The sequence below is a fragment of the Rhodoferax sp. GW821-FHT02C08 genome (genome assembly GCF_059421805.1).
Genome location: NZ_JBWKVR010000004.1, coordinates 214,395 through 235,971 on the forward strand (window position 1 = coordinate 214,395; position 21,577 = coordinate 235,971).

A 21,577-nucleotide genomic window follows, 5' to 3' on the forward strand; every position below is an offset into this window, starting at 1 on the left:
CATATTTTTATAGCATAGGCTGCGGGAAATCCGCTATCCCAAACCGGCGCCCGGCTCCATAATCCGCGCCATGGGCCACACCGCAAGCATCTTTGGCGACGGCAATACCGTTGTCCAAATCGAAGGTGACAACAACATCGTGCAGCTGGGCCGCGCGCATCTAGTGCTGACGCGGTTCGAGGCGCAACGCAGGCTGGACACCCCCCTGAACCGGCTCACCCCCTACGCACGCTCCACGCCCCTGCTGGGCCGCGATGCGGAAATGGCCAGCCTGCGCAGCTTTTTGCAAGACGCCAGACCTATCAGCGTGCGGGTCATGGTGGGCAGCGGCGGCAGCGGCAAGACCCGGCTGGCGCTGGACCTGTGTGACAGCCTGGCGCAAGAGGGCTGGAACACCGGCTTCATCACCGGCGCCGAGCTGGATCGCTTTGTGGCCCAGCAAAACCTCAGCGCCTGGCGTTGGCAAAAACCCACCCTGGTGGTGATCGACTACGCCGCCGCCAAGGCCGAAACCCTGAAGCTCTGGTTGTCCGAGCTGGCCGACCACAGCCAGTCTTCGTCTCGTCCTTCGCATCCGCTGCGCCTGCTGCTGCTGGAACGCCATGCGGACCCTCAGGGTGGCTGGTGGCAAACCGTGTTTGGCGGTGATGCGCGCCAGTACGCCCGCCAGGCCCTGCTGGACCCGCCTGTACCAGTGGAAATCCACCGCCTGGTGGAGCAGCAGGACCGGCTGGCGCTGCTGCGCAATATGCTGGACCAGCAGGCCATCTGGTTGCCGCTGGACGGGCCCGTGCTGCAGGCCCAGTTGATGGCCGCGCCCTGGGGCGGAGACCCGTTGTTTCTGATGATGGCCGCCATGCACATGGCCAGGCTGGGCCATGCCCAGGCCTTGTCCCTGGGGCGCACCGACCTGGCGATGGCGGTGGCTGGCTGGGAGATACAGCGTCTGCAAAAACTGGCCCAGGCGCGGCACCTGGACCCGGCTTGGGTGCTGCACCTGGCCGCCTGCGCCACGCTGGCCCAGGGGCTGGAGCACAAGGCGTTCATTGCCTTCGCGGTGGCGGAGAAGGCCGTCTCCGGCTGGGAGGGCGCACCACCCGCCGTGGCCAAGCTGCTGGAGCAAGCCCTGCCGCAGCCTGGCGGTATAGCCCCCGTTACCCCCGACCTGATTGGCGAGGCCCTGGTGCTGCAGGTACTACGCGATGACCCGGACGCCGTGCGGCGCTGCTATGCCACCCTGGGCCATAAGGTGGCCGAGGCCGCAGTCCGCTGCGCACAGGACTTTGCCGCCGAGTCACCGCTGCCGCTGCAATGGCTGAATGCCATGGTGGATGCGGCCCAGCAGGATGTGCCTGCGCTATTGCAGCTACTGTTCAGCCTGCCCATGGGGAGCGTGGTGCTGGGCGATGTCAGCCTGCGGGTGGCGCAATGCCTGCAGACCCAATGTGCGGACGACCCCACTGCGAACCCTGGACTGCAGGCGGCGGCCTTGCTGAGCCTGTCTCTCGCACAGTCACAGGTGGGGCAGCCCGAAGCCGCTTTGCTGGCCGCGCAACAGGCCGAGGCGCTGTACCGCAGCCTGGCGGAGCAGCAGCCAGACCTATTCACCGCCGACCTGGGCCGGGCCCTGAACAACCTGGCGTTCATGCACAGCAATCTGGCGCAGGCGAAGGCCGCTGTGCGGGCGGGGTTGCAGGCCGTGGCTCTGTACGCCGGCCTGGTGGCACAGCAACCCGAGGCCTTTACGCCAGACTGGGCCGTGGCCCAGCTGAACCTGGCCAAGGCGCAGATCGAGATGGGGCAGCTGGGGGCGGCTCTGCACACAGTGAATCAATCCATTATTTTGTACCGCGGCCTGGTGGCGCAGCAGCCGGATGTGTACGCCCCGAATCTGGCCAGGTCGCTGAACAACCTGGCCTATATCCACAGCCAGCAGGGCCAGTCGCAGGCGGCTTTGCAGAGTGCTCTGGAGGCGGTGGAGCTGTACCGTGCGCTGGCCGCACAGCGGCCCGACCTATTTACCTCGGAGCTGGCGTTTTCGTTGTTCAATCTGACCAAATCGCAGGTCGAGCTGGGCCAGTTTCAAATGGCTTTGCCCGTGGCCCAGGAGGCCCTGGATTTGCACCGGCAACTGGCCCGGCAGCGGCCCGAGGTGTTTTTGTCGCTGCTCGCACGGTCGCAAACGAATCTGTCTTACATCCACAGCGCATTGGGCCAGCATGCAGATGCTCTGCAGTCGGCGCAGCAAGCGGTGGAGGCCTACCACCAGCTGGCATTGCAGCGGCCCGAGGTGTTCCAGCCCGACCTGGCCATGGCCTTGCTGAATCTGACCAAATCTCAAGTGGAGTCCGGCGAGCCTGCCGCCGCCCTGCAGTCGGCGCAGGAGTCCGCCGACCTGTATCGCAGTCTGGCCCTGCACGCACCGGATGTGTATGCCCCTGAGCTGGGCAAGGCGCTGAGCAATCTGGCGGGGATGCAGCTGGCCAATGGCTTGGTTGACGCCGCCGTGGAAACAGCGCAGCAGGCGACCGTGTTGCACCAAGGGCTGGAGGTGGCGCGGCCTGGCGTGTTTTCTGCGGACTGGGCCAGAGCGCTTTTCATCCTTTCCCGTGCCAATGCCACGCAGGAACAGTTTGGTGCGGCCCGGCAGGCGGCGCAGCAGTCCGTGGATCTGTACCGCCCCCTGGCGGCGCAGCTGCCCGATTTGTATGGCCCCGACCTGGCCCGGTCGCTGTATCTGCTGGCCGTGTGCATCCACAGGGAAGAGGGCGAGGACGCCGGTGGCGCCCTGGCAGTCGCCCAGGCGGCGGTGCAGGCCCTGTTGCCGCATTTTCTGCAGCGGACCGAGGCCTATGTGGAGCTGATGCAGCCATTGTTGAGCGACTACTTTGCGCTATGCCAGGCCGCAGACCAGGAGCCCGACCAGGCGCTGCTGACCCCGCTGCAGCCTTTTTTTGCCCAAACCGATGAGGAAGCACCGCCATGATCGACCCCGTAACCCTTTCCGCCCTGGTCAGCAGCACCGTGGCGCTGCTGTCACCCTTGCTGGCCAAGGCTGTGGACAAAGGCGCAGAGGAACTGGGCAAGTCGGCCATGGGTGCTTTGCTGGACAAGTTCAAGCAGCGCCTCGGTGGTACGCCGGCCGAAAAGCCGTTGCAAGACCTGGCCAAGCAACCCGAAGATGCCGACAACCAGGCCGATCTGCGCAAGCAGCTCAAGGCGGCGGTGCAAGCCGACCCGGCTTTGGCGGCATTCCTGCAGCAGTGGCTGGAGCAAGGCCGCCAGCAGGCACAGGCCCTGGGCATTACGCAGACCGCCACGGTCACGGGCAACGACAACAAAACGGTGCAGATTGCCGGCTCGGGCAACTCGGTGTCGTGAGTGTTTTGCTATCGCATTGATAGCTTGAAGCGCAGGTATATTCTGCGCTGGCGGCCTGAAAGGCTTGAAACCTAGATTTTCGCTGCAGCCAGGTCGCTGGCCGACAGATCGGCCTCCAGCGTGCGCCGCTCGTCAAACACAAAGCAGCTGCCGTGGTAGTGGCTGCCATCGGTTTCCTCGAAGTATTTGAGGATGCCGCCTTCCAGCTGGTACACATGCTCCAGCCCTTGTTCGCGCATCAGGATGGCGGCTTTTTCGCAGCGTATGCCACCGGTGCAAAAACTCACCACGGTTTTGTCCTGTAACTCAGCCTTGTGCTCCAGCAGGGCCGGGGGAAACTGGCTGAACTTGTCGATGCGCCAGTCGATAGCATCGTCAAACGTGCCGTGGTCCACCTCGAAGGCGTTGCGCGTGTCCAGCGTGACTACCGGGCGACCTTCGTCGTCCACGCCTTGGTCCAGCCAGCGTTTCAGCGTGGCCGCGCTGACGGCGGGTGCACGGCCGTCCGGGCGGCTGAAGTCGGGCTGGATGGTAGGGCAGTCCATGCGGATGATTTCGTTCTTTACCTTCACCAGCATCTTCTTGAAGGGCTGGGTGGCCGACCAGCTTTCCTTGGGCGCCAGGTCGGCAAAGCGCGGGTCTTGCTGCAGGCGGGCCACAAAGGCACGCACGGCGGCCTCGGGCGCGGCCAGGAACAGGTTAATGCCTTCGCCGGCCAGCAGGATGGTGCCCTTGAGCTGTAGCTCCAGAGCCCAGGCGTGCAGCTGCTCGCGCAGGGCTACCGCGTCTGGCAGGGGGACGAATTTGTAGGAGGAGATGTTCAGGATGGAGTTCACCCAGCGATTTTAAGAGCCCGCTTTCAGACTTGGCCGCGACCTAAAATGGTCGGATGTTTGTCCATCTCCGCCTCCATACCGAATTTTCCGTCGTTGACGGCACCAACCGCATCGACGAAGTCGTCAAAGCCGCCGCCAAGGACCAGCAGCCCGCGCTGGCGATTACCGACCTGAGCAACCTGTTCGGCGCGCTCAAGTTCTACAAGGAAGGCCGGGGCAAGGGCGTCAAACCCATCATCGGGGCCGAGATTTTCCTGGAAGGCCAGGGCCTGGACCTGACGGCGCTGAGTCGCGTCATCGTGCTGGTGCAGAACAAGCAGGGCTACTTGAACCTGTCCGAGCTGCTGGCGCGCGGCTTTACCCAGAATATTGTGAAGAACCAGGCGGTGATCAAGCTGGCCTGGCTGCAAGAGTTGAACGAGGGGCTGATCTGCCTCTCGGGCGCGCAAGCCGGCCCGGTGGGCCAGGCCCTGGTGCAGGGCGATACCGCGCGGGCCGAAGAGGCAGCGCTACAGTTTGCCGCGCTGTTCCCCCAGCGCTTTTACCTGGAGCTGCAACGCGCCGGCCGGCCGGACGACGAGGCCCAGGTGGTGGGCGCGGTGCAACTGGCGGCGCGCCTGCAGCTGCCGGTGGTGGCGACCCACCCGGTGCAGTTCGGCGAGGTGGATGACTACGACGCCCATGAGGCCCGGGTGTGCATTTCCGAAGGCGAAATTCTGGGCAACCAGCGTCGGGTGCGCCGCTTCACCCGCGAGCAGTATTTCAAGACCACGGAGCAGATGCTGGCCTTGTTTGCCGACCTGCCTTCTGCCGTGGCCAACACGCTGCAGATCGCCAAGCGCTGCAACCTGAGCCTGGTGCTGGGCAAGCCGCAGCTGCCGGACTTCCCCACGCCCCTGGTGGATGGCGTGCGCATGACGCCCGAGGACTATTTCCGCTACGCATCGCACGAGGGGTTGAAAGAGCGCCTGCTGCACTTGTATCCCGATGAAGCCAAGCGCGAGGCTGAGCGCCCGCGCTATGTGGAGCGCCTGGAATTCGAGCTCACCACCATTTTGAAGATGGGCTTCCCGGGCTACTTCCTGATCGTGGGCGACTTCATCAACTGGGCCAAGAACAACGGCTGCCCGGTGGGGCCGGGCCGGGGTTCTGGTGCCGGTTCGCTGGTGGCCTATGCGCTGAAGATTACCGACCTGGACCCGCTGCAGTACAAGCTGCTGTTCGAACGTTTCCTGAACCCGGAGCGGGTGTCCATGCCTGACTTCGACATCGACTTCTGCCAGAGCAACCGCGACCGCGTGATCGATTACGTGAAGGAAAAATACGGCAAGAACGCTGTGAGCCAGATCGCCACCTTCGGAACCCTGGCCGCCAAGGCGGCCATCCGCGACGTGGGCCGTGTCATGGACATGAGCTACAACTTCTGTGATGGCATCTCCAAGCTGGTGCCGGGCAAGCCCGGTATGTCGTACACGCTGGCCTATCCGCCCGAACCCAAGAAGGAGGGCGACAAGAACAACTACGCGCTGGAGCTGGAGCCCCTGCTGTACGAGCGCGTGCGCACCGAAGAAGACGTGAAGACCGTCATCGAAATGGCGCAAAAGCTGGAGGGCATGACCCGCAACATCGGCATGCACGCCGGGGGTGTGCTGATTGCCCCGGGCAAGCTCACCGACTTCTGCCCGCTGTACCAGCAGCCCGGCAGCGAGTCGGCCGTGAGTCAGTACGACAAGGACGACGTGGAGGCCATCGGCCTGGTGAAGTTCGACTTCTTGGGCCTGGCCACGCTGACCATCCTGGAGATCGCCAAGGAGTTCATCATCCTGCGCCACCCGGGCCAGGAGAACTTCGCCTTCGAGAACATTCCGCTGGACGACAAGCCCACCTACAAGCTGTTTTCTGACGGCAAGACCGAAGCCGTGTTCCAGTTTGAAAGTCGCGGCATGCAGGGCATGTTGAAAGACGCCAAGCCCAGCCGGCTGGAAGACCTGATTGCGTTGAACGCGCTGTACCGCCCAGGGCCTATGGACCTGATCCCCAGCTTCGTGGCGCGCAAGCACGGCCGCGAGGAAGTGGAGTACCCGCACCCGGCGGTGGCCGAGATGCTGAGCGAGACCTACGGCATCATGGTCTACCAGGAGCAGGTGATGCAGACCGCGCAGATCCTGGGCGGCTACTCGCTTGGCGGCGCGGACATGTTGCGCCGCGCCATGGGTAAGAAGAAGGCCGAGGAAATGGCCGAGCATCGCGAGAAGTTCCGCGCCGGTGCCCTGGCCACCCACAACATCCCAGAGGCCAAGGCCGACGAAATCTTCGACTTGATGGAGAAGTTCGCCGGCTACGGCTTCAACAAGTCGCATGCTGCCGCCTACTCGCTGCTGGCGTACCACACGGGTTGGCTGAAGGTGCATTACCGCGCCGAATTCTTCTGCGCCAACTTGACGGTGGAAATGGACGACACCGACAAGCTCAAGCTGCTGTTTGAGGACGCGGTGAAGATGGGCCTGAGCTTCGAGCCGCCCAACATCAACCTGGGCCGCTACCGCTTCGAGCCGGTGACCGACAAGCTGATCCGCTACGGCCTGGGCGCCGTGAAGGGCTCGGGCCAGCAGGCGATTGAGGCCATCGTGGCGGCACGCGAAGCCGGTGGGCCGTTCAAGAGCCTGTTCGACTTCTGCGTGCGGGTGGATAAATCCAAGCTGAACAAACGCACGGTGGAAGCACTCATCAAGGCCGGCGCCTTTGACGCTATCGAGATCAACCGCGCAGCGCTAATCGCCTCCATCGACCGTGCCTTTGCCTTTGCGGCAGCCACGCTGGCGAATGCCGACCAGGGCGGCCTGTTCGACATGCTGGAAGACGACAGCCACGGCTCCAGCACGCAGGAGCCGGACCTTGTCGAAACCCCGATGTGGGGTATCAAGGAGCGGCTGACGCTGGAGAAAACGGCGGTGGGCTTCTACCTGTCGGGGCATTTGTTCGACGAGGTGCGCAAGGAGGTGCGCCGCTTCGCCAAGCGCGAGATTGCCGATGCAGTGGACAGCCGCGACATCGTCATGCTGGCCGGCATCATCAGTGACCTGCGCGTTATCAACGGCCAGCGCGGCAAGCTGGGCCTGTTCCGGCTGGACGACGGCTCCGCAATGATCGACGCCCGCGTCAGCGATGCATTGATGCAGGCCAACAAAGACCTGTTCAAGGACGACGAACTCATCATCGCCATGGGCAAGGTGCAAACCGACCGCTTCGGCGGCGGTGGCCTGCAGATGAGCATTACCGAAGCCTGGAGCCTGGCCACCGCGCGTTGCCGCTACGCTAAGTTCCTGCGTCTGCAGCTGCCACCGAACGCCACCGGCTCCGGCCTGGACATTGCCAAGCTGGTGAAGGATTTCCCGCCGGTACGTGAAACCACCGAGCAGGGCGACGTGGTGCATGGTCTGCCGGTGCGCCTGTCGGTACAGCGCCAAACCCCGCAGGGCGTGGCCGTGGCCGACCTGTTGCTGGGCGACAAGGCCCGTTTCTTCCCCACCGATGCGGCATTGGCCCAGTGCCTGGCGCAGGCAGCGCAGGCCGTGGTGGCCTACGAGGAATAGGGCGTCTGGTGCAGTTTGCTATTAAATGAATAGCTGCTGCTGCAGGTATTGCCTGCGCTAGCGGCCGTTTTTATCTATAGCCGCCTGCACCGCATCGGCCACACTCCAGAAGCAGACGGTACTGGCGCTAGGGCCGGGCCCGCGTAGCAGCAACTCGCGCACGCTTTCTTTCACCCGGGCCAGCAGCAGGCGGTGGCCTGTGCGCAGGGCCCAGCTGTGGAACTCTGCCAGGGTCTCCACGGCGGTGCTGTCCAGGTCGGTGCTTTCCTCCAGGCTGAGCACGATGGTCAGCGGCGCCGCCTGGGCTTCGGCCAGCCGGCGCACCTCGGCCAGGATCTGCTCGGCGTTGGCAAAGAACAGCGGTGCCTCCGGGCGCACCACCAGTACGCCAGGGTGCAGCCGGGCTTCCGGGTGGCGGGCCGCGTCGATGAAGTCATGCGTGCCCGGCAGCTCGCCCAGCACGCTGACCCGCGTTTGTGAAAAGCGCCGCATGGCCGCCACGATGGACAGCAGCACGGCCAGCAGCATGCCTTGCAGTACCCCCAGGGCGATGACGGCCAGCACGGCGCAAATGGCCAGTACCTCGTCCCGCCCCAGGCGCCACAGGGTCAGCAAGGGGCGCGGGTTGAGCGCATGCGTCAGGGCCGACACAACCACCGCGGCCAGCACTGGCTGCGGCAGCAGGGCCAGCCAGGGGCCGGCCAGCAGCACCAGCACAAAAATGACCAGGGCGGCCAGCAGACCGGCGGGTTTGCCTTGCGCTCCAGCATCCTCGTTGGCCGCGCTGGCAGAGAATCCGGCGCCCACCGGCAAGCCCTGGAAGATGCCCGACGCCAGATTGGCCGCACCCAGGGCCGCCAGCTCGCGGTTGGGTTCCACCACGTCGTTGTGCTTGAGCGCCAGCGTACGTATGGAGCCCCAGGACTCGGCGTACAGAATTACCACCAGCGGGACCGCCAGCTCGGCCACACGCAGCCAGGCGTTGTGGTCCAACGTCGGCCATGCCAGATGGATGTGGCCCATGTCAATGGCGCCCACCAGGGGCACGCCGTGCGCCGGCAGGTCCAGCAGCGCAGCGGCCGCCATGCCCAGCAGCATCACGGCCAACGCGGCGGGAAACAGGGCAATGCGTTTCAGCAGCCGCAGGCAGACATAGGCCCCGCAGCCCAGGCCCAGCGTCCAGGGGTTCCAGGCCGGTAGGTCCCGCAGCAGCTGCCACAGAATCTGGGGGGCGCTTGTGCCATGCGCGGCCACGCCCGCGATATGCGGCAGCTGTTTGATGACGATGGTCACGGCCAGGCCAAAGGCAAAGCCGCGCAGCACCGGCCGCGAGATGAAGGCCGCCAGATGGCCTATGCGGGCGGCCGCACTCAGTGCAAACAATGCGCCCACCAGCAGCACCATGGCCGATGACAGCATCAGCGCGCTGGCGGTGTTAAAGCCCGCTGCCACCAGCGTGGCAACCGCGGCGGCCAGGATGGTGGCGGACGAAGAAGTGGGCGACACGATGGCATACCGGCTACCGCCCAGGGCGGCATAGGCCAACAGCCCTGCCACGCTAGACACGATGGCGTGCTGCGGCGCCACACCGGCAATGCCCGCGTAGGCAATGGCTTCGGGGATCAGCAAGCCGGCCACGGACAGACCGGCGACCGCATTGCGCAGTGGGCTGTCGGGTAGGGGAGGGATGGCTGGTTCCTGCAGGCCCATGGAGTGTGTCTTTCTGTGTGCGGAGCGCCATTACACACCAGCAGCACACCTGGGCCTGAGAGGCTTCCACAAGCTGCCAGTCTATTCAAAATACTGTATATTTAAACAGTTAACTGAGAAAACACCCCATGCCCGGCAACACCGTTCCCTTTCTCGACACCGTCTGGCGTGCCAGCGAGTTGAGCCTGGGCGCCATGGCCACGGTGTCCAGCGGCCATGCGCTGCTGGATGCCGCCTTGCCCGGCAGCGGCTGGCCCTGCGGCAGCCTGACGGAAATCCTGCAGGCCCAGCACGGCGTGCACGAATGGCGCCTGCTGCTGCCGGCCCTGCGGGCGGTGGCCGGCACGGTGGTGCTGGTGGGCAGCCCGCTGCTGCCGAATATGCCGGCGCTGGCCTGCCAGGGCCTGGCCATGGATGCGCTGCTGCGCATAGACGCCGAGCGTGCGGCAGACCAGCTGTGGGCTACCGAGCAGGCGTTGCGCTGCCGCGATGTGGGTGCTGTGCTGGTCTGGCTGGCCCATGCGCGCTCTGACCAACTGCGCCGCCTGCACATGGCCGCGCAAAGCGCCAACCAGGCGCAGGCACCGCTGGTGTTCGCGTTCCGCCCGCTGCAGGCGCAAGACGCTTCCTCGCCCGCGCCGCTGCGTATCCGCATGGGCAGTGCGCCCAGGCACCGGCTGGAGATCAGCGTCCTGAAGCGCCGTGGCCCGACGCTGGACCGCCCCTTGCTGTTGCTGCCGGCGCTACCGCCGGCGCTGGTGAAGCCGGCACGGGTGCCGGCGCCTTCTTCCCCCCCGCTCCATGCTGTGGATCGCCCTTACACCCGTTCCATCATCGCTTGAGGTGGCGCAGGGGCCGATCGCCGACATTGGCGCACTGCTGCAGGCGCTGGCCTGGGCGATGCTGCAGTTCAGCCCGCGCGTCTGTCTGGTGGAGCAGGCGGTACTGCTGGAGGTAGAAGCCAGCCTGCGCCTGTTCCACGGCAAGCGCGATCTGGTGCGGGCGGTGCAGCAGCAGGTGGCGTTGTGGCAACACTGCCATCTGGCGGTGGCGCCTACTGCGCTGGGCGCATTGGCATTGCTGAAGCAGCACAGTGGCCCGCTGGCGGGCTGCAAGCCGCAGACCTTGCAGAGCACGCTGGACAGCTTGCCGCTGCATTGCCTGGCGGCGTTGGCCAGCCATCTGCCGACCCTGCAGCGCCTGGGCTGCCGCAGCCTGGGCCAGGTGCGGGCGTTGCCGCGCGCGGGCGTGTCGCGGCGTTTTGGTGCCGGCGTGCTGGATGCACTGGACCGGGCGTACGGGTTGAAGTCGGAAATCTACCCCTGGGTGGCGCTACCCGAGCAGTTCCGCCTGCGGCTGGAGTTCAGCGGCCGCATCGAGGTGGCGCAGGGCATGTTGTTTGGCGTGCAGCGCCTGCTGCTGCAGCTGAAAGCCTGGCTGCAGGCGCGGCAAAGTGGCGCTATCGGAGTGCGCCTGCATTGGGAGCACGATATGCAGCGCCGTAGCGAGGCGGCGGCCGGGTCTATGGAAGTCCGCACGGCCGAGGCCACGCGCGATACATCCCACCTGGCCAAGTTGCTGGCAGAGCATCTGGCCCACACCCCGCTGGCCGCACCGGTGGTGGCCATCACGCTGGAGGCGCTGGGCGTGGAGCGACTGCAGGTCGGTAGCCAGAGCCTGCTACCGGGGGACCAGGTGCGCGGTGAGTCGCTGCAGCAGTTCATCGAGCGTGTTGCCGCCCGGCTCGGGCCGCAGCAGGTGCTGCGTGCCCAGGCCGTGGCCGACCACCGGCCACAGTACATGCAGACCTGGGCCGCGGCCAGCACTGCGGCGGCCGGCAAGCCAATCACGCCGGACCCGGCCCAGGCCTCGCACCCGCCCTGGATACTGCGCAGCCCGCTGCCGCTGGGCATGGACGGCCACCGGCCGGTGTACCAGGACCCGCTAACCCTGCTGGCCGGGCCGGAGCGTATTGAGTCCGGCTGGTGGGATGAGCAGGGGGATGGGCACGGGGGCGACCTGACCTTGCGCGACTATTTCATCGCCCACAGCGCGACATCGGGCCTGCTCTGGGTGTACCGCGAACGTCTGCGCGGTGCGATGGGCTGGTATCTGCACGGTGTGTATGGATAGCCGCGCCACCTCCAGCGCCATGGCCTTGCCGGGTTATGCCGAGCTGCACTGCCTGAGCAACTTCAGTTTCCAGCGCGGGGCCTCGCACCCGCAGGAGCTGGTGGCGCGCGCCCTCAAGCTGGGCTACACGGCTTTGGCGATCACCGACGAATGTTCGGTGGCCGGCGTGGTGCGAGCCCATGTGGCGGCGCGCGGCACGCCGCTGCATCTGCTGGTCGGCACCGAATTCATGCTGCAGGGGGAGGGCGGCGGTACGCTGGTACTGCTGGCGCGCAACCGGCGTGGTTACGGCCAGCTGTGCGAATGGATCACACGGTGCCGTGCCGGCAGCCGAACCGAAAAAGACCCCTACCGCCAGGATGCCGCGCATTGGGAAGCCCACGCCGGCGCATTGAATGAATGCCTGGCTTTGTTCGCACCGCAGCGCCGGATGGATGAAATGGATGTAGACCACATCAGCGCCCGCGCCGAGTGGCTGCAACGCCTGTTTCCGCAGCGCAGCTGGATCGCGGTGGAATTGCTGCAGCGCATGGACGATGCGCGCTGGCTGCACACGCTGCAGCAGGTCGGCCAGCGCAGTGGCTTGCGCCTGGTGGCAGCCAGCGGGGCGTTGATGCATGTGCGTTCGCGCAAGCGCTTGCATGACGTGATCACCGCCGTCCGGTTGGGCCGACCAATGGCTGAGTGCGGTTTTGCGTTGGAGCCGAATGCCGAGGCCCATCTGCGCACCCGCGTGCGGCTGGCCGGCCTGTACCCGATCGAACTGCTGCAGGAGAGCCTGCTGGTTGCCGCGCTGTGTACCTTCAAGCTGGATGAGCTGCAATACGAGTACCCGCAGGAGGTGGTGCCGCAGGGCCACACGCCGGCCAGCTTTTTGCGCCTCAGCGCGCTGGCCGGTGCGGCCCAGCGCTACCCGGGCGGCGTGCCGGACGGTGTGCTGCAGCGGCTGGAACATGAGCTGGCGCTGATTGGCGAGCTGCGCTATGAGAAGTATTTCTTGACCGTCTACGACATCGTGCGCTTTGCGCGCAGCCAAGACATCTTGTGCCAGGGCCGGGGCTCGGCTGCCAATTCGGTGGTTTGCTACTGTCTGCATGTCACCGAGGTGGACCCGATGCGCAGCAGCCTGCTGTTCGAGCGCTTCATCAGCCGCGAGCGTAACGAGCCGCCGGACATCGATGTGGACTTTGAACACGAGCGGCGCGAGGAGGTCATCCAGTACCTGTACACCCGCTTCGGTCGGCACCGCGCGGCACTGACGGCCACCGTGGTTAGCTACCGCTCGCGCAGTGCCATCCGCGACGTGGGCAAGGCACTAGGCTTGCCGCTGGACATGCTGGAGGCACTGGCCCACAACCATGTCTGGTGGGACGACCCCGAGGCTATGCCCGAGCGCCTGCGCGAAATCGGCGCCGACCCGGCCGCCAAGGCCATCGCGCTGCTGCTGGAGCTGGCGCCGGCTCTGGTCGGCTTTCCGCGCCATCTGTCGCAGCACACCGGTGGTTTTGTGCTGACCGGCGACCGACTCACCTCCACCGTGCCGGTGCGCAACGCGTCCATGCAAGAGCGCACCACTATCGAATGGGACAAGGACGACATTGACGCACTGGGCCTGCTGAAGGTGGACGTGTTGGCACTCGGCATGCTGACGGCTATGCACCGCTGCCAGAACTTCATCCGCCAGTGGCGCGGCTATGTCTTTACGCGGCAGCACATCAAGGACGGCGACGACGCCACCTATGACATGTGCTGCGCCGCCGACACCATAGGTGTTTTCCAGATTGAGTCGCGGGCCCAGCAGAGCATGCTGCCCCGGTTGCGGCCGCGTGAGTATTACGACCTGGTGGTGCAGGTGGCCATCGTGCGGCCCGGGCCGATCCAGGGCGGCATGGTGCACCCGTATCTGCGGCGGCGCCAGGGGTTGGAGCCCAAAACCTTGCCCAATGAAGCGCTGGGCCCAGCCCTTGAGCGCACGCTGGGTGTGCCGATCTTTCAAGAGCAGGTAATGCAGATCGCCATGATCGCCGCCGGCTTCAGCGCCGGCGAGGCGGATGAGTTGCGCCGCGCCATGGCCGCCTGGAAGCGCAAGGGCGGGCTGGAGAAATTCCACCAGCGCATCATGGATGGCATGGCTGCGCGTGGCTACGCGTCTGAGTTCGCCGAAGCCATCTTCCGTCAGATGCAGGGCTTTGGCGACTATGGCTTCCCTGAGAGCCATGCCGCCAGCTTCGCGCTGCTGGTCTACGACAGCGCCTGGATGAAATGCCACGAGCCGGCCTGCTTTCTGGCGGCCATGCTGAACTCGCTGCCCATGGGCTTTTACGGCCCGTCGCAGCTGGTACAGGACGCGCAGCGTCACGGTGTCGAGGTTCGGCCGGCGGACGTGACGCATAGCGACTGGGACTGCACGCTGGAGAGCGGTGGGCCGCTGCAGCCGGGCCGGTTGCCGCAACCCGCGGTACGTCTGGGGCTGCGCCTGGTGTCTGGCGTGTCGCAGAAGCCGATGCAGCGTCTGATGGAGGCGCGTGCCGTCCAGCCGTTCCGTAACACCGAAGACCTGGCCCTGCGCGCCCAGCTGGATGCCGCCACGCTGAACGCGTTGGCCCGTGCCGATGCGCTGGCCAGCCTGTCGGGCCATAGGCGCCAGCAGGTGTGGGACGCGTCGGCCCTGCACGCCACACCAGCGTTGCTGCGCGATGCACCGGTATATGAGGATCTGCTGGCGCTGGAGGCAGCCCCTGAGTCCGAAGAAATCGTTTGGGACTACGCGGCGCTGGGCATGACGCTGCGGCGCCACCCGGTGGCCCTGCTGCGGCCGTATCTGCGCAGCAAACGCCTGCTCTCGGCCGCAGAGCTGTTTGCGCTGCCCGAGACGGCGACGGGCCGCGTGGTGCGCGCCTGCGGCCTGGTCACTGTGCGGCAGCAGCCGGGCACGGCCAAGGGCATTGTGTTCGTGACGCTGGAGGACGAAACCGGTAGCGTCAACGTGATCGTGCGCAAGAGTCTGCGCGATAGCCAACGGACGCAGCTGCTGCACTCCCAATTGCTGGCGGTCTACGGCCAGTGGCAGCGCGTGGGCGAAGTACGCCACCTGCTGGCGCAGCATTTGCGCGACGCCAGCCATCTGCTGGGTGAACTGACCACCAGCAGCCGAGATTTCCATTGATGCTTATGCAAAAAATGCTATCAAAATGATGGCGCCTAGCGCAGACAATACCTGCGCTAAAAGCATAAATGGCTATGCTGTTTTTGCTATCAAAAATATTGCATAGGCTAGTGCTTTGTGTCGTCATTGGATTGACACATTACTGTCATCAAATGAGGGGACACTTGCGATTAGCATCGCGCGCCGCGTGCCTTGTATAGCCTCTATAAAGACCTGATGTCTCAGCATAAAAAACCTCCCGCTGCTTCCGCCAATTTGCCTGCCGTGCCCTTGCTGGACCGCGACCACAGCATCCTGGCCTTCAACGAGCGGGTGCTGGACTGGGCGGTGCGCGCCGACGTGCCCTTGCTGGAGCGTTTGCGCTATCTGTGCATTGTGTCGTCCAATCTGGACGAGTTTTTTGAGGTGCGGGGTGCACCGCATCTGATCGCTGCGCAGAACAACGACTACCAAGGCGTCTACAGCGTCCATTCCTTCAAGAAGCTGGCTGCTGCGGCGCACGACCTGGTGGCGCGCCAATACGCTTTGTACAACCAGCATCTGATGCCGGCCTTCGAGAAAGAGGGCTTCCAGATCATTTCGCACGGCGAACGCAATCCCGAGCAGCGACGCTGGGTCAAAGCCTACTTTGACCGCGAGGTACGCCCCCTGCTGATGCCGGTGGGTCTGGACCCGTCGCACCCGTTTCCCCAGGTGGCCAACAAGTCGCTGAACTTCATCGTGCGGCTAACCGGCGAAGACGCTTTTGGCCGCGAGAACGACATCACCATCGTCAAGGTGCCGCGCGTGCTACCGCGCTTCATCCGCATGCCAGATGCGGTGTCGGGCAAGCGCGTTCTGTTTGTGTCGTTGTCCAGCGTGATCCGGGCCCATCTGCAAGAGATGTTTACCGGGCGCACGGTGGGGCAGTTTTCGCAGTTCCGCGTCACCCGCCATTCCGACCTGGCGGTGGACGAAGACGAGGTACGCGACCTGCGCACCGCGTTACGCCAGGGGCTGGAGATACGCCATTACGGGCAGGCTGTGCGCCTGGAGGTGTCGGCGGACTGTTCGGAATACCTGTCGGCCTTTCTGCTGAAACAGTTCAAGCTGCCCGAGCAGGCGCTGTACCGCGTGCATGGCCCGGTGAACCTGGCGCGCCTGACGCAGCTGATCGATCTGGTGAACCGGCCGTCCATGCTGTTCCCGCCTTTCCATGCCAGCTGGCCCCAGCAGCTGACGCAGGGGCAGTCATTTTTCGACCGGTTGAAGCAGGGCGATGTACTGATCCACCAGCCGTTCGAGAGTTTTGACGCGGTGCTGGCCTTTTTGCGCGAGGCCGTCAACGACCCGCAGGTGCTGGCCATCAAGCAGACCATCTACCGCACCGGCGCTGATTCCGAGCTGATGGCCTTGCTGCGCGAGGCTGTGCGCCGCGGCAAGGAAGTCACCGTGGTGCTGGAGCTGAAAGCCCGTTTCGACGAAGAGGCGAATATCAATTGGGCCGAGATGCTGGAATCCATCGGCGCCCAGGTGGTGTATGGCGTGGTGGGTCTGAAGACCCACGCCAAGATGCTGCTGGTGACGCGCCGCGAGGGCAAGCAGCTGCGCCGCTACGGCCATTTGTCCACCGGCAACTACAACCCGCGTACTGCGCGGCTGTACACCGACCTGAGCTATCTGACGGCCGACCCGGCCCTGACCGGCGACATGGAGCATGTGTTCGTGCACATTGCCGGCCTGAGCAAATTGCCCCGCTTGCAGCGCCTGTGGCTGGCTCCCTTCGAGCTGCACGATAAATTGATCGACAAGGTGCGCGCCGTCGGCAAGGCGGCCGCCCAGGGGGTGTCGGGCCGCATCGTGGCCAAGATGAATGCGCTGACCGACGAGCACCTGATCGCGGCCCTGATGCTGGCAGGCCAGCAGGGTGTGAAGATCGACCTGATCGTGCGCGGTGCCTGCATGCTGCCCGCGCAGGAGCCAGGTAGCACGGAGAATATCCGCGTGCGCTCTGTCATCGGGCGCTTTCTGGAGCATTCACGGGTGTTTTATTTCCGCAGCGCCGAGCAGGAAGATTTGTACCTGTCGAGTGCCGACTGGATGAACCGCAATATGCTGCGCCGTATCGAGCTGGCCTGGCCGGTGACCGACCCGCAGCTGCGCCAACGTGTGATTGATGAGTGCCTGGTGCCGTATCTGCTGGACCAGCGCGATGCCTGGGACATGGTTGCGGGCGGCCAGTATGTGCGTGTGCAGCAGCCAGAAGGTCATGGCGCGCAGGCCGCGCTGATGGGGCGTTATGGCCTTCACCGACGGGCGCACGACGCGTAAACACCATGGATCTGGTCTTGTGGCGCCATGCCGAAGCTGAAGAGGGGAGTGAAACTCTGGGCGACATGGACCGAGCCCTGACCTCGCGCGGTAGCAAGCAGGCCCAGCGCATGGCGCAGTGGCTGGACCGCCATTTGCCCGAGAGTACGCGGGTGCTCGCAAGCCCCGCGCGCCGCACGGAGCAAACCGTGCAAGCCCTGGGGCGTCGCTACAAGCTGCGTCCGGACCTGGCCCCGGGCTGTTCGCCAGAGCAGCTGCTGGCTGCAGCGCAGTGGCCTGAAAGCAAGTCTGCCGTGCTGCTGGTGGGGCACCAGCCTACCCTGGGGCAGACGATTGCCCAATTGCTGGGCCTGCGGGAGTTGGAGCTGCCGGTGCGCAAGGGTGCGGTCTGGTGGCTGCGCCGGCGTGAGCGGGACGGCCAGGCGCAGACCGTGGTTGTCTCCGTACAGGGGCCGGAGACAATTTAGTTCACCTTCCAGCGCCACGGCATGGCAGCCTGGACGCCAAATGCGTCGCCGAATCAGGCCTTTTTGGCGACCTTCTTGACGGTTTTTTTAGCGGCTGCCGACACATCTGCGCTGGCGGCTGCAGGGCGGCCGGTTTTGATGGCGGGTACGGCTTGCAGGGCGGTGCGCAGTGCGCTGTCTGACATGGCGGCCAGGGCCTTGATGCCGGCACGCAGCAATTCGCTTTTCTTGGCGGGTTGTGCCAGTTTGATAGTGCGTTGCTTCAACTCGTCCAGCACCACATATTCGGCTTTGGGAATGGTGAAGCTGTCACGTACCAGCTTAGGCTTCTTGACCTTGGTGGGCTTGCTGGCAGCAACTGCCTTGGGCTTGGCAGCGGCGGCAGCCACCGGGCTTTTCACAGTCTTGGTTTTTACGGCCTTTGCCTTGGGTGCGGGCGCTTTGGCTGCGCTGCTAGTCTTGACGGCAACCGGTTTGGTGGCGGCCGGTTTGGCAACAGGAGACTTTTCTACAGCAGGCGCGGCTACTGTTGTGGGCAAGGTGGGGGCTGCGGTGGTGCTTGCAACTTTGGGGCTGGTAGTCATCAAAAAAATCCTTTAAACGATTTATATAGTTTATATGGTTTTTGATGATTTGCAAAAAAACAATAGCAGATGCACCCCGTTTCATCGCTCTGTCACAGCACTGTATTAACTTGAACGATTGTCATGACCGGTGGAGTGGAATGGTGAATGCTTCTATGGTGGATGCGCCGAGTTTGAGTCTGGGCTATCAGCCGGAGCGTGTGCGCCTGGGGCAGGGCGTTTTGGCTCAATTGATGCGTGTCAATGCCTTGCACTCGGTGTTTCAGCCCATCGTGGATTTGCGTAGCGGCAATGTTTATGCGCATGAAGCCTTGATCCGCAGCTCGCCAGGTGCTGCGTTGCTGGGGGCCGATGCGCTGTTTGCTGCAGCACGCTCTGAAAATCTGCTGTTCGAGTTTGAGCTGTATTGCGTGCGCGTTGCGCTGGAAGGCTGGGGGCGCCTGCAGGAGCCTGGGCGTCTGTTTGTCAACATCAGTGCCGATGCGCTGGTGGAGGTGGTGAGTCGCCAGGGCTGCCAGAAATTGATCGATACGGTGCGTGGCTATGGTGTCTTGCCGCGCATGCTGGTGCTGGAGTTGACCGAGCATGAGCGCGTCAATGATATGGCGCAACTGATTGGCGTAGCCCGCGAGGTGCGCGCGGCGGGCATGTCTTTGGCGCTGGATGATTTTGGCGATGGCCGCTCCAGCTTACGCCTATGGTCACAGGTCAAGCCCGAGATTGTGAAGATCGACAAGTACTTCACCAAGGAAATTTCGCAGCACGCTGACAATCTGCAAACGCTGCAAGCCTTGAAGCAGATCGCCACCATTTTTGGTACCCAGTTGGTGGCTGAGGGCATTGAAACCGAAGATGATTTGCGGGTGCTGCGTGACCTGGATCTGGCCTATGGCCAGGGCTATTTGCTGGGGCGGCCTGCTGCGTCGCCACGGGTGAAAGCCAAGAACGAGGCCATCCAGGTATTGAGCGACTCCCTGGTGTCAATCTTCCCGGCGTCGGGACGGGTTTCGCGCTCGGGCGTGCTGCGTGGACTCGCCGTTCAAAACGCACCCTGCGCCGGCATCCACACTACCAACGACCAGTTGTCGGCCATGTTTCTGCGCCATCCCGAGTTGCATGCGATTGCTATCGTGGACCAAGAAAGACCTTTGGCTTTGGTGAACCGGCACCAGTTCATGACCCATTACGCCACGCCGTACTACCGGGAGGTGCACGGCCGCAAGCCTTGTTTGCTGAACGCCAACCATGCGCCGCGCCTGGTGGAGCGTGACCACAACGTGGATGAGCTGGTGGGCATCCTGACGTCCCAAGATCAGCGCTATCTGACCGAAGGCTTCATCGTGACTGAAAACGGGCGTTATTTGGGATTGGGAACTGGCGACCAACTGGTGCGCTCGGTGACCGAGGTGCGGCTGGAAGCCGCGCGCCATGCGAATCCGCTCACTTTCTTGCCGGGCAATATTCCTATCAGTCAGCATATAGAGCGCCTGATGGAAGCCGGAGCCGACTTTGTGGCCTGCTATGCCGACCTGAACCATTTCAAGCCTTTCAACGACCATTACGGGTACTGGCGTGGCGATGAAATGATCCGCTTGGTGGCTAAGCTTGCCTTGTCGCACTGTGACGCCAAGCGCGACTTTGTGGGCCATGTAGGTGGTGACGATTTCATTTTTCTATTCCAAAGCAATGACTGGGTACAGCGCTGTGAAATCATCGTGCAGGAATTCAGTGAGCGGGCCTTGGCCCTGTTTGACGATGCTGCACGCCTGCAAGGCGGCATTTACGCCGAAGACCGCCAAGGCATACCCCGTTTTTTCCCTTTCACCACGTTGTCGATTGGGGCCATCCGCATACGGCGCGGCCAGTATGCGCAGGCCGAAGATGTCGCCAATGCCGCTGCGTTGGCCAAGCATGATGCCAAGATGCAAGGCACAGGGCTGTTTATCCGTGACGCAGCGGTACACCCTGCTGCAGAGGCTGTGGCACGGGCCGCGCAGCGTGCAGATTTGCTGGCGAATGTGTGAATAAATTCGCCGGGCTCCAAATCAGCCCAAAAGTCGTTGTAGAATAGAAGACTAGTCGGGGCGTAGCGCAGCCTGGTAGCGCATCTGGTTTGGGACCAGAGGGTCGAAGGTTCGAATCCTTTCGCCCCGACCATTAATAGCAAGGGTTAGTAGGTGAAAGCCTACTAACCCTTTTGCTTTTGTGCGCCCTCAGCCGGGTTTTGCATATTTCATATCAATGGCCGTGCGCCAAGCGCTGCGCCTACGGTGCCTTTTTGATTCTCATATTTCTGTCCCGTTTAGACGGCCATGATGATGATGTTCGCCTAAACAGCCCTGGTCTTGATAGCCCAGGTGCAGGGTCTGAGGATATTTCTGTCCCGAGATTCAGTGAATCTTGCTTGCTATTAAATTTGTAGCTGCCTGCGCAAGCGTTGTTTGCGCTGGAGGCTGATTTTCTTGCAATGGGATTCCTTGCCGCAATTTGTCGCCATGCAGGCTTGTTGCAAGCCTGGCCTACTTGGCCTTGCATGCAGCTTCGGATCCATGGCCTGCGCATATGCGCCGTTGGCACAGTTTGGCTTCGGTTCCACCCAGGCGTTTGCAGCGCTTGATCAGTGCGGCCGTGCTGTCGCCTGTGTGGCGTTCCACGATGTCTTGTGTGAGTTTCTTCACTGCTCGTTTGGGGGGATTTTGTGCGGGCGGAGGCTCTACTTCGGTATGGGCCACCAGGGCTGAAATCAAACTGACGTCGTTGTCGATTGGGTCCATGGATTTGGAGGGCAGTGGCGGGATGGGCTTGCTGCGTTCTACTGCCACTTTGACGGGTTCTGCACGTTGGGTAGGTTGTGCCGTTACATGTGGCTTGACGGGGGCGGTAATTGGCGTCGAACCTAATGCAGCACTAATCGTGTTGCTTGGCACTTGGACGCCAGCTTCCAGCAGGTTTGTAAGCGGATCCAGATGGCTGTCCTTTGCATTGGAGGCAGTTGGACTGGAGGATTTTTCATCAACATTGATGATGGTTGCTGCTGGCGGTGCAGCGGCCAGTACGACTTCGGGCACCGCTGGCGCTGAGGGCGCAGTCGTTGCAATAGGCGGTGTTGTGGCCGGGGTGTATTTATCTACCGTTGGTGCATTTGATCCCGTGCGGTTGATGAGCCCCCACACAGCCGTAATGGCAACACCACCAAGCAATAACCAAACCAAACTTTTCTTCCCCAAGTTTGAGGAGGAATTCTGACGCTCCTTTGCGGAGACGCTACCAAGAATACGCGCGTGCTCCTTGTCATTTGACTCGGTTGCAGAGAGAAGACTGGGCCGACTAGGGCTGGACTTGGGCTGTTCAGGGTGCTGCAAAATGCATGTTCCTCATTGATCTACATTGCAAGGCT

13 protein-coding genes and 1 tRNA gene are annotated in these 21,577 nt (G+C 63.5%); 10 read left to right on the top strand and 4 right to left on the bottom strand.

Features of this window, described 5'->3' with window-relative positions; all coding sequences use genetic code 11:
• The first annotated feature begins 70 nt into the window (after nt 1–70).
• Both AC07VY_RS06735 and AC07VY_RS06740 read left to right on the top strand, forming a co-directional pair.
• Complete coding sequence (locus AC07VY_RS06735; RefSeq protein WP_495096773.1) at nt 71–2,986, top strand: tetratricopeptide repeat protein; 2,916 nt, start codon at nt 71–73, stop codon at nt 2,984–2,986.
• Nucleotides 2,983–3,381, top strand: coding sequence for a hypothetical protein (locus tag AC07VY_RS06740; RefSeq protein WP_495076142.1), 399 nt, complete (start codon nt 2,983–2,985; stop codon nt 3,379–3,381). Before AC07VY_RS06735 ends, AC07VY_RS06740 begins: the two co-directional genes overlap by 4 nt.
• 71 nt (nt 3,382–3,452) lie before the next feature.
• Here AC07VY_RS06740 and AC07VY_RS06745 read toward each other — a convergent pair whose 3' ends face one another.
• Nucleotides 3,453–4,217 carry a sulfurtransferase gene (locus AC07VY_RS06745; RefSeq protein WP_495096772.1) on the bottom strand — a complete coding sequence of 255 codons (765 nt, stop codon included), beginning with the start codon at nt 4,215–4,217 and terminating at the stop codon, nt 3,453–3,455.
• 53 nt (nt 4,218–4,270) lie between these two features.
• Between AC07VY_RS06745 and dnaE the strand changes: the two genes are divergently transcribed.
• Nucleotides 4,271–7,810, top strand: coding sequence for a DNA polymerase III subunit alpha (gene dnaE, locus AC07VY_RS06750; RefSeq protein WP_495096771.1), 3,540 nt, complete (start codon nt 4,271–4,273; stop codon nt 7,808–7,810).
• Between the two features lie 57 nt (nt 7,811–7,867).
• On the opposite strand, the gene AC07VY_RS06755 is transcribed toward dnaE, so the two are convergent.
• Nucleotides 7,868–9,520, bottom strand: a complete 1,653-nt coding sequence (locus AC07VY_RS06755) for a SulP family inorganic anion transporter (protein WP_495096770.1) — start codon at nt 9,518–9,520, stop codon at nt 7,868–7,870.
• Nucleotides 9,521–9,648: 128 nt separating this feature from the next.
• Between AC07VY_RS06755 and imuA the strand changes: the two genes are divergently transcribed.
• The 5 genes from imuA to sixA all read left to right on the top strand — a co-directional run bounded on the left by imuA (nt 9,649) and on the right by sixA (nt 17,596).
• The gene (gene imuA / locus AC07VY_RS06760; protein ID WP_495096769.1) at nt 9,649–10,362 is read left to right on the top strand and encodes a translesion DNA synthesis-associated protein ImuA; all 714 of its coding nucleotides are present in this window, start codon (nt 9,649–9,651) and stop codon (nt 10,360–10,362) included.
• Complete coding sequence (locus AC07VY_RS06765) at nt 10,322–11,653, top strand: Y-family DNA polymerase (RefSeq protein ID WP_495096768.1); 1,332 nt, start codon at nt 10,322–10,324, stop codon at nt 11,651–11,653. The genes imuA and AC07VY_RS06765 overlap by 41 nt, the downstream gene beginning before the upstream one ends.
• Nucleotides 11,646–14,819: an error-prone DNA polymerase gene (locus AC07VY_RS06770; protein ID WP_495096767.1), complete on the top strand. Its 3,174-nt coding sequence runs from the start codon at nt 11,646–11,648 to the stop codon at nt 14,817–14,819. The genes AC07VY_RS06765 and AC07VY_RS06770 overlap by 8 nt, the downstream gene beginning before the upstream one ends.
• A gap of 216 nt (nt 14,820–15,035) precedes the next feature.
• Nucleotides 15,036–17,129 carry a polyphosphate kinase 1 gene (gene ppk1 / locus AC07VY_RS06775; protein ID WP_495096766.1) on the top strand — a complete coding sequence of 698 codons (2,094 nt, stop codon included), beginning with the start codon at nt 15,036–15,038 and terminating at the stop codon, nt 17,127–17,129.
• A gap of 5 nt (nt 17,130–17,134) precedes the next feature.
• Entirely contained in the window at nt 17,135–17,596 is a 462-nt protein-coding gene (gene sixA, locus AC07VY_RS06780) for a phosphohistidine phosphatase SixA (protein WP_495096765.1), read from the top strand.
• A 53-nt stretch (nt 17,597–17,649) separates the two neighbouring features.
• On the opposite strand, the gene AC07VY_RS06785 is transcribed toward sixA, so the two are convergent.
• On the bottom strand, nt 17,650–18,180 hold the full coding sequence (locus AC07VY_RS06785; protein WP_495096764.1) for a hypothetical protein: 531 nt from the start codon (nt 18,178–18,180) through the stop codon (nt 17,650–17,652).
• A gap of 140 nt (nt 18,181–18,320) precedes the next feature.
• Here AC07VY_RS06785 and AC07VY_RS06790 point away from each other — a divergent pair, with 140 nt between their 5' ends.
• Both AC07VY_RS06790 and AC07VY_RS06795 read left to right on the top strand, forming a co-directional pair.
• A complete protein-coding gene (locus AC07VY_RS06790; RefSeq protein WP_495096763.1) occupies nt 18,321–20,204 on the top strand; it encodes an EAL domain-containing protein in 1,884 nt (627 codons plus the stop codon).
• 56 nt (nt 20,205–20,260) lie between these two features.
• Nucleotides 20,261–20,337, top strand: a tRNA-Pro gene (locus tag AC07VY_RS06795).
• A 362-nt stretch (nt 20,338–20,699) separates the two neighbouring features.
• Here the strand turns inward: AC07VY_RS06795 and AC07VY_RS06800 are convergent.
• Nucleotides 20,700–21,542, bottom strand: coding sequence for a hypothetical protein (locus AC07VY_RS06800; protein ID WP_495096762.1), 843 nt, complete (start codon nt 21,540–21,542; stop codon nt 20,700–20,702).
• Nucleotides 21,543–21,577: the final 35 nt, after the last annotated feature.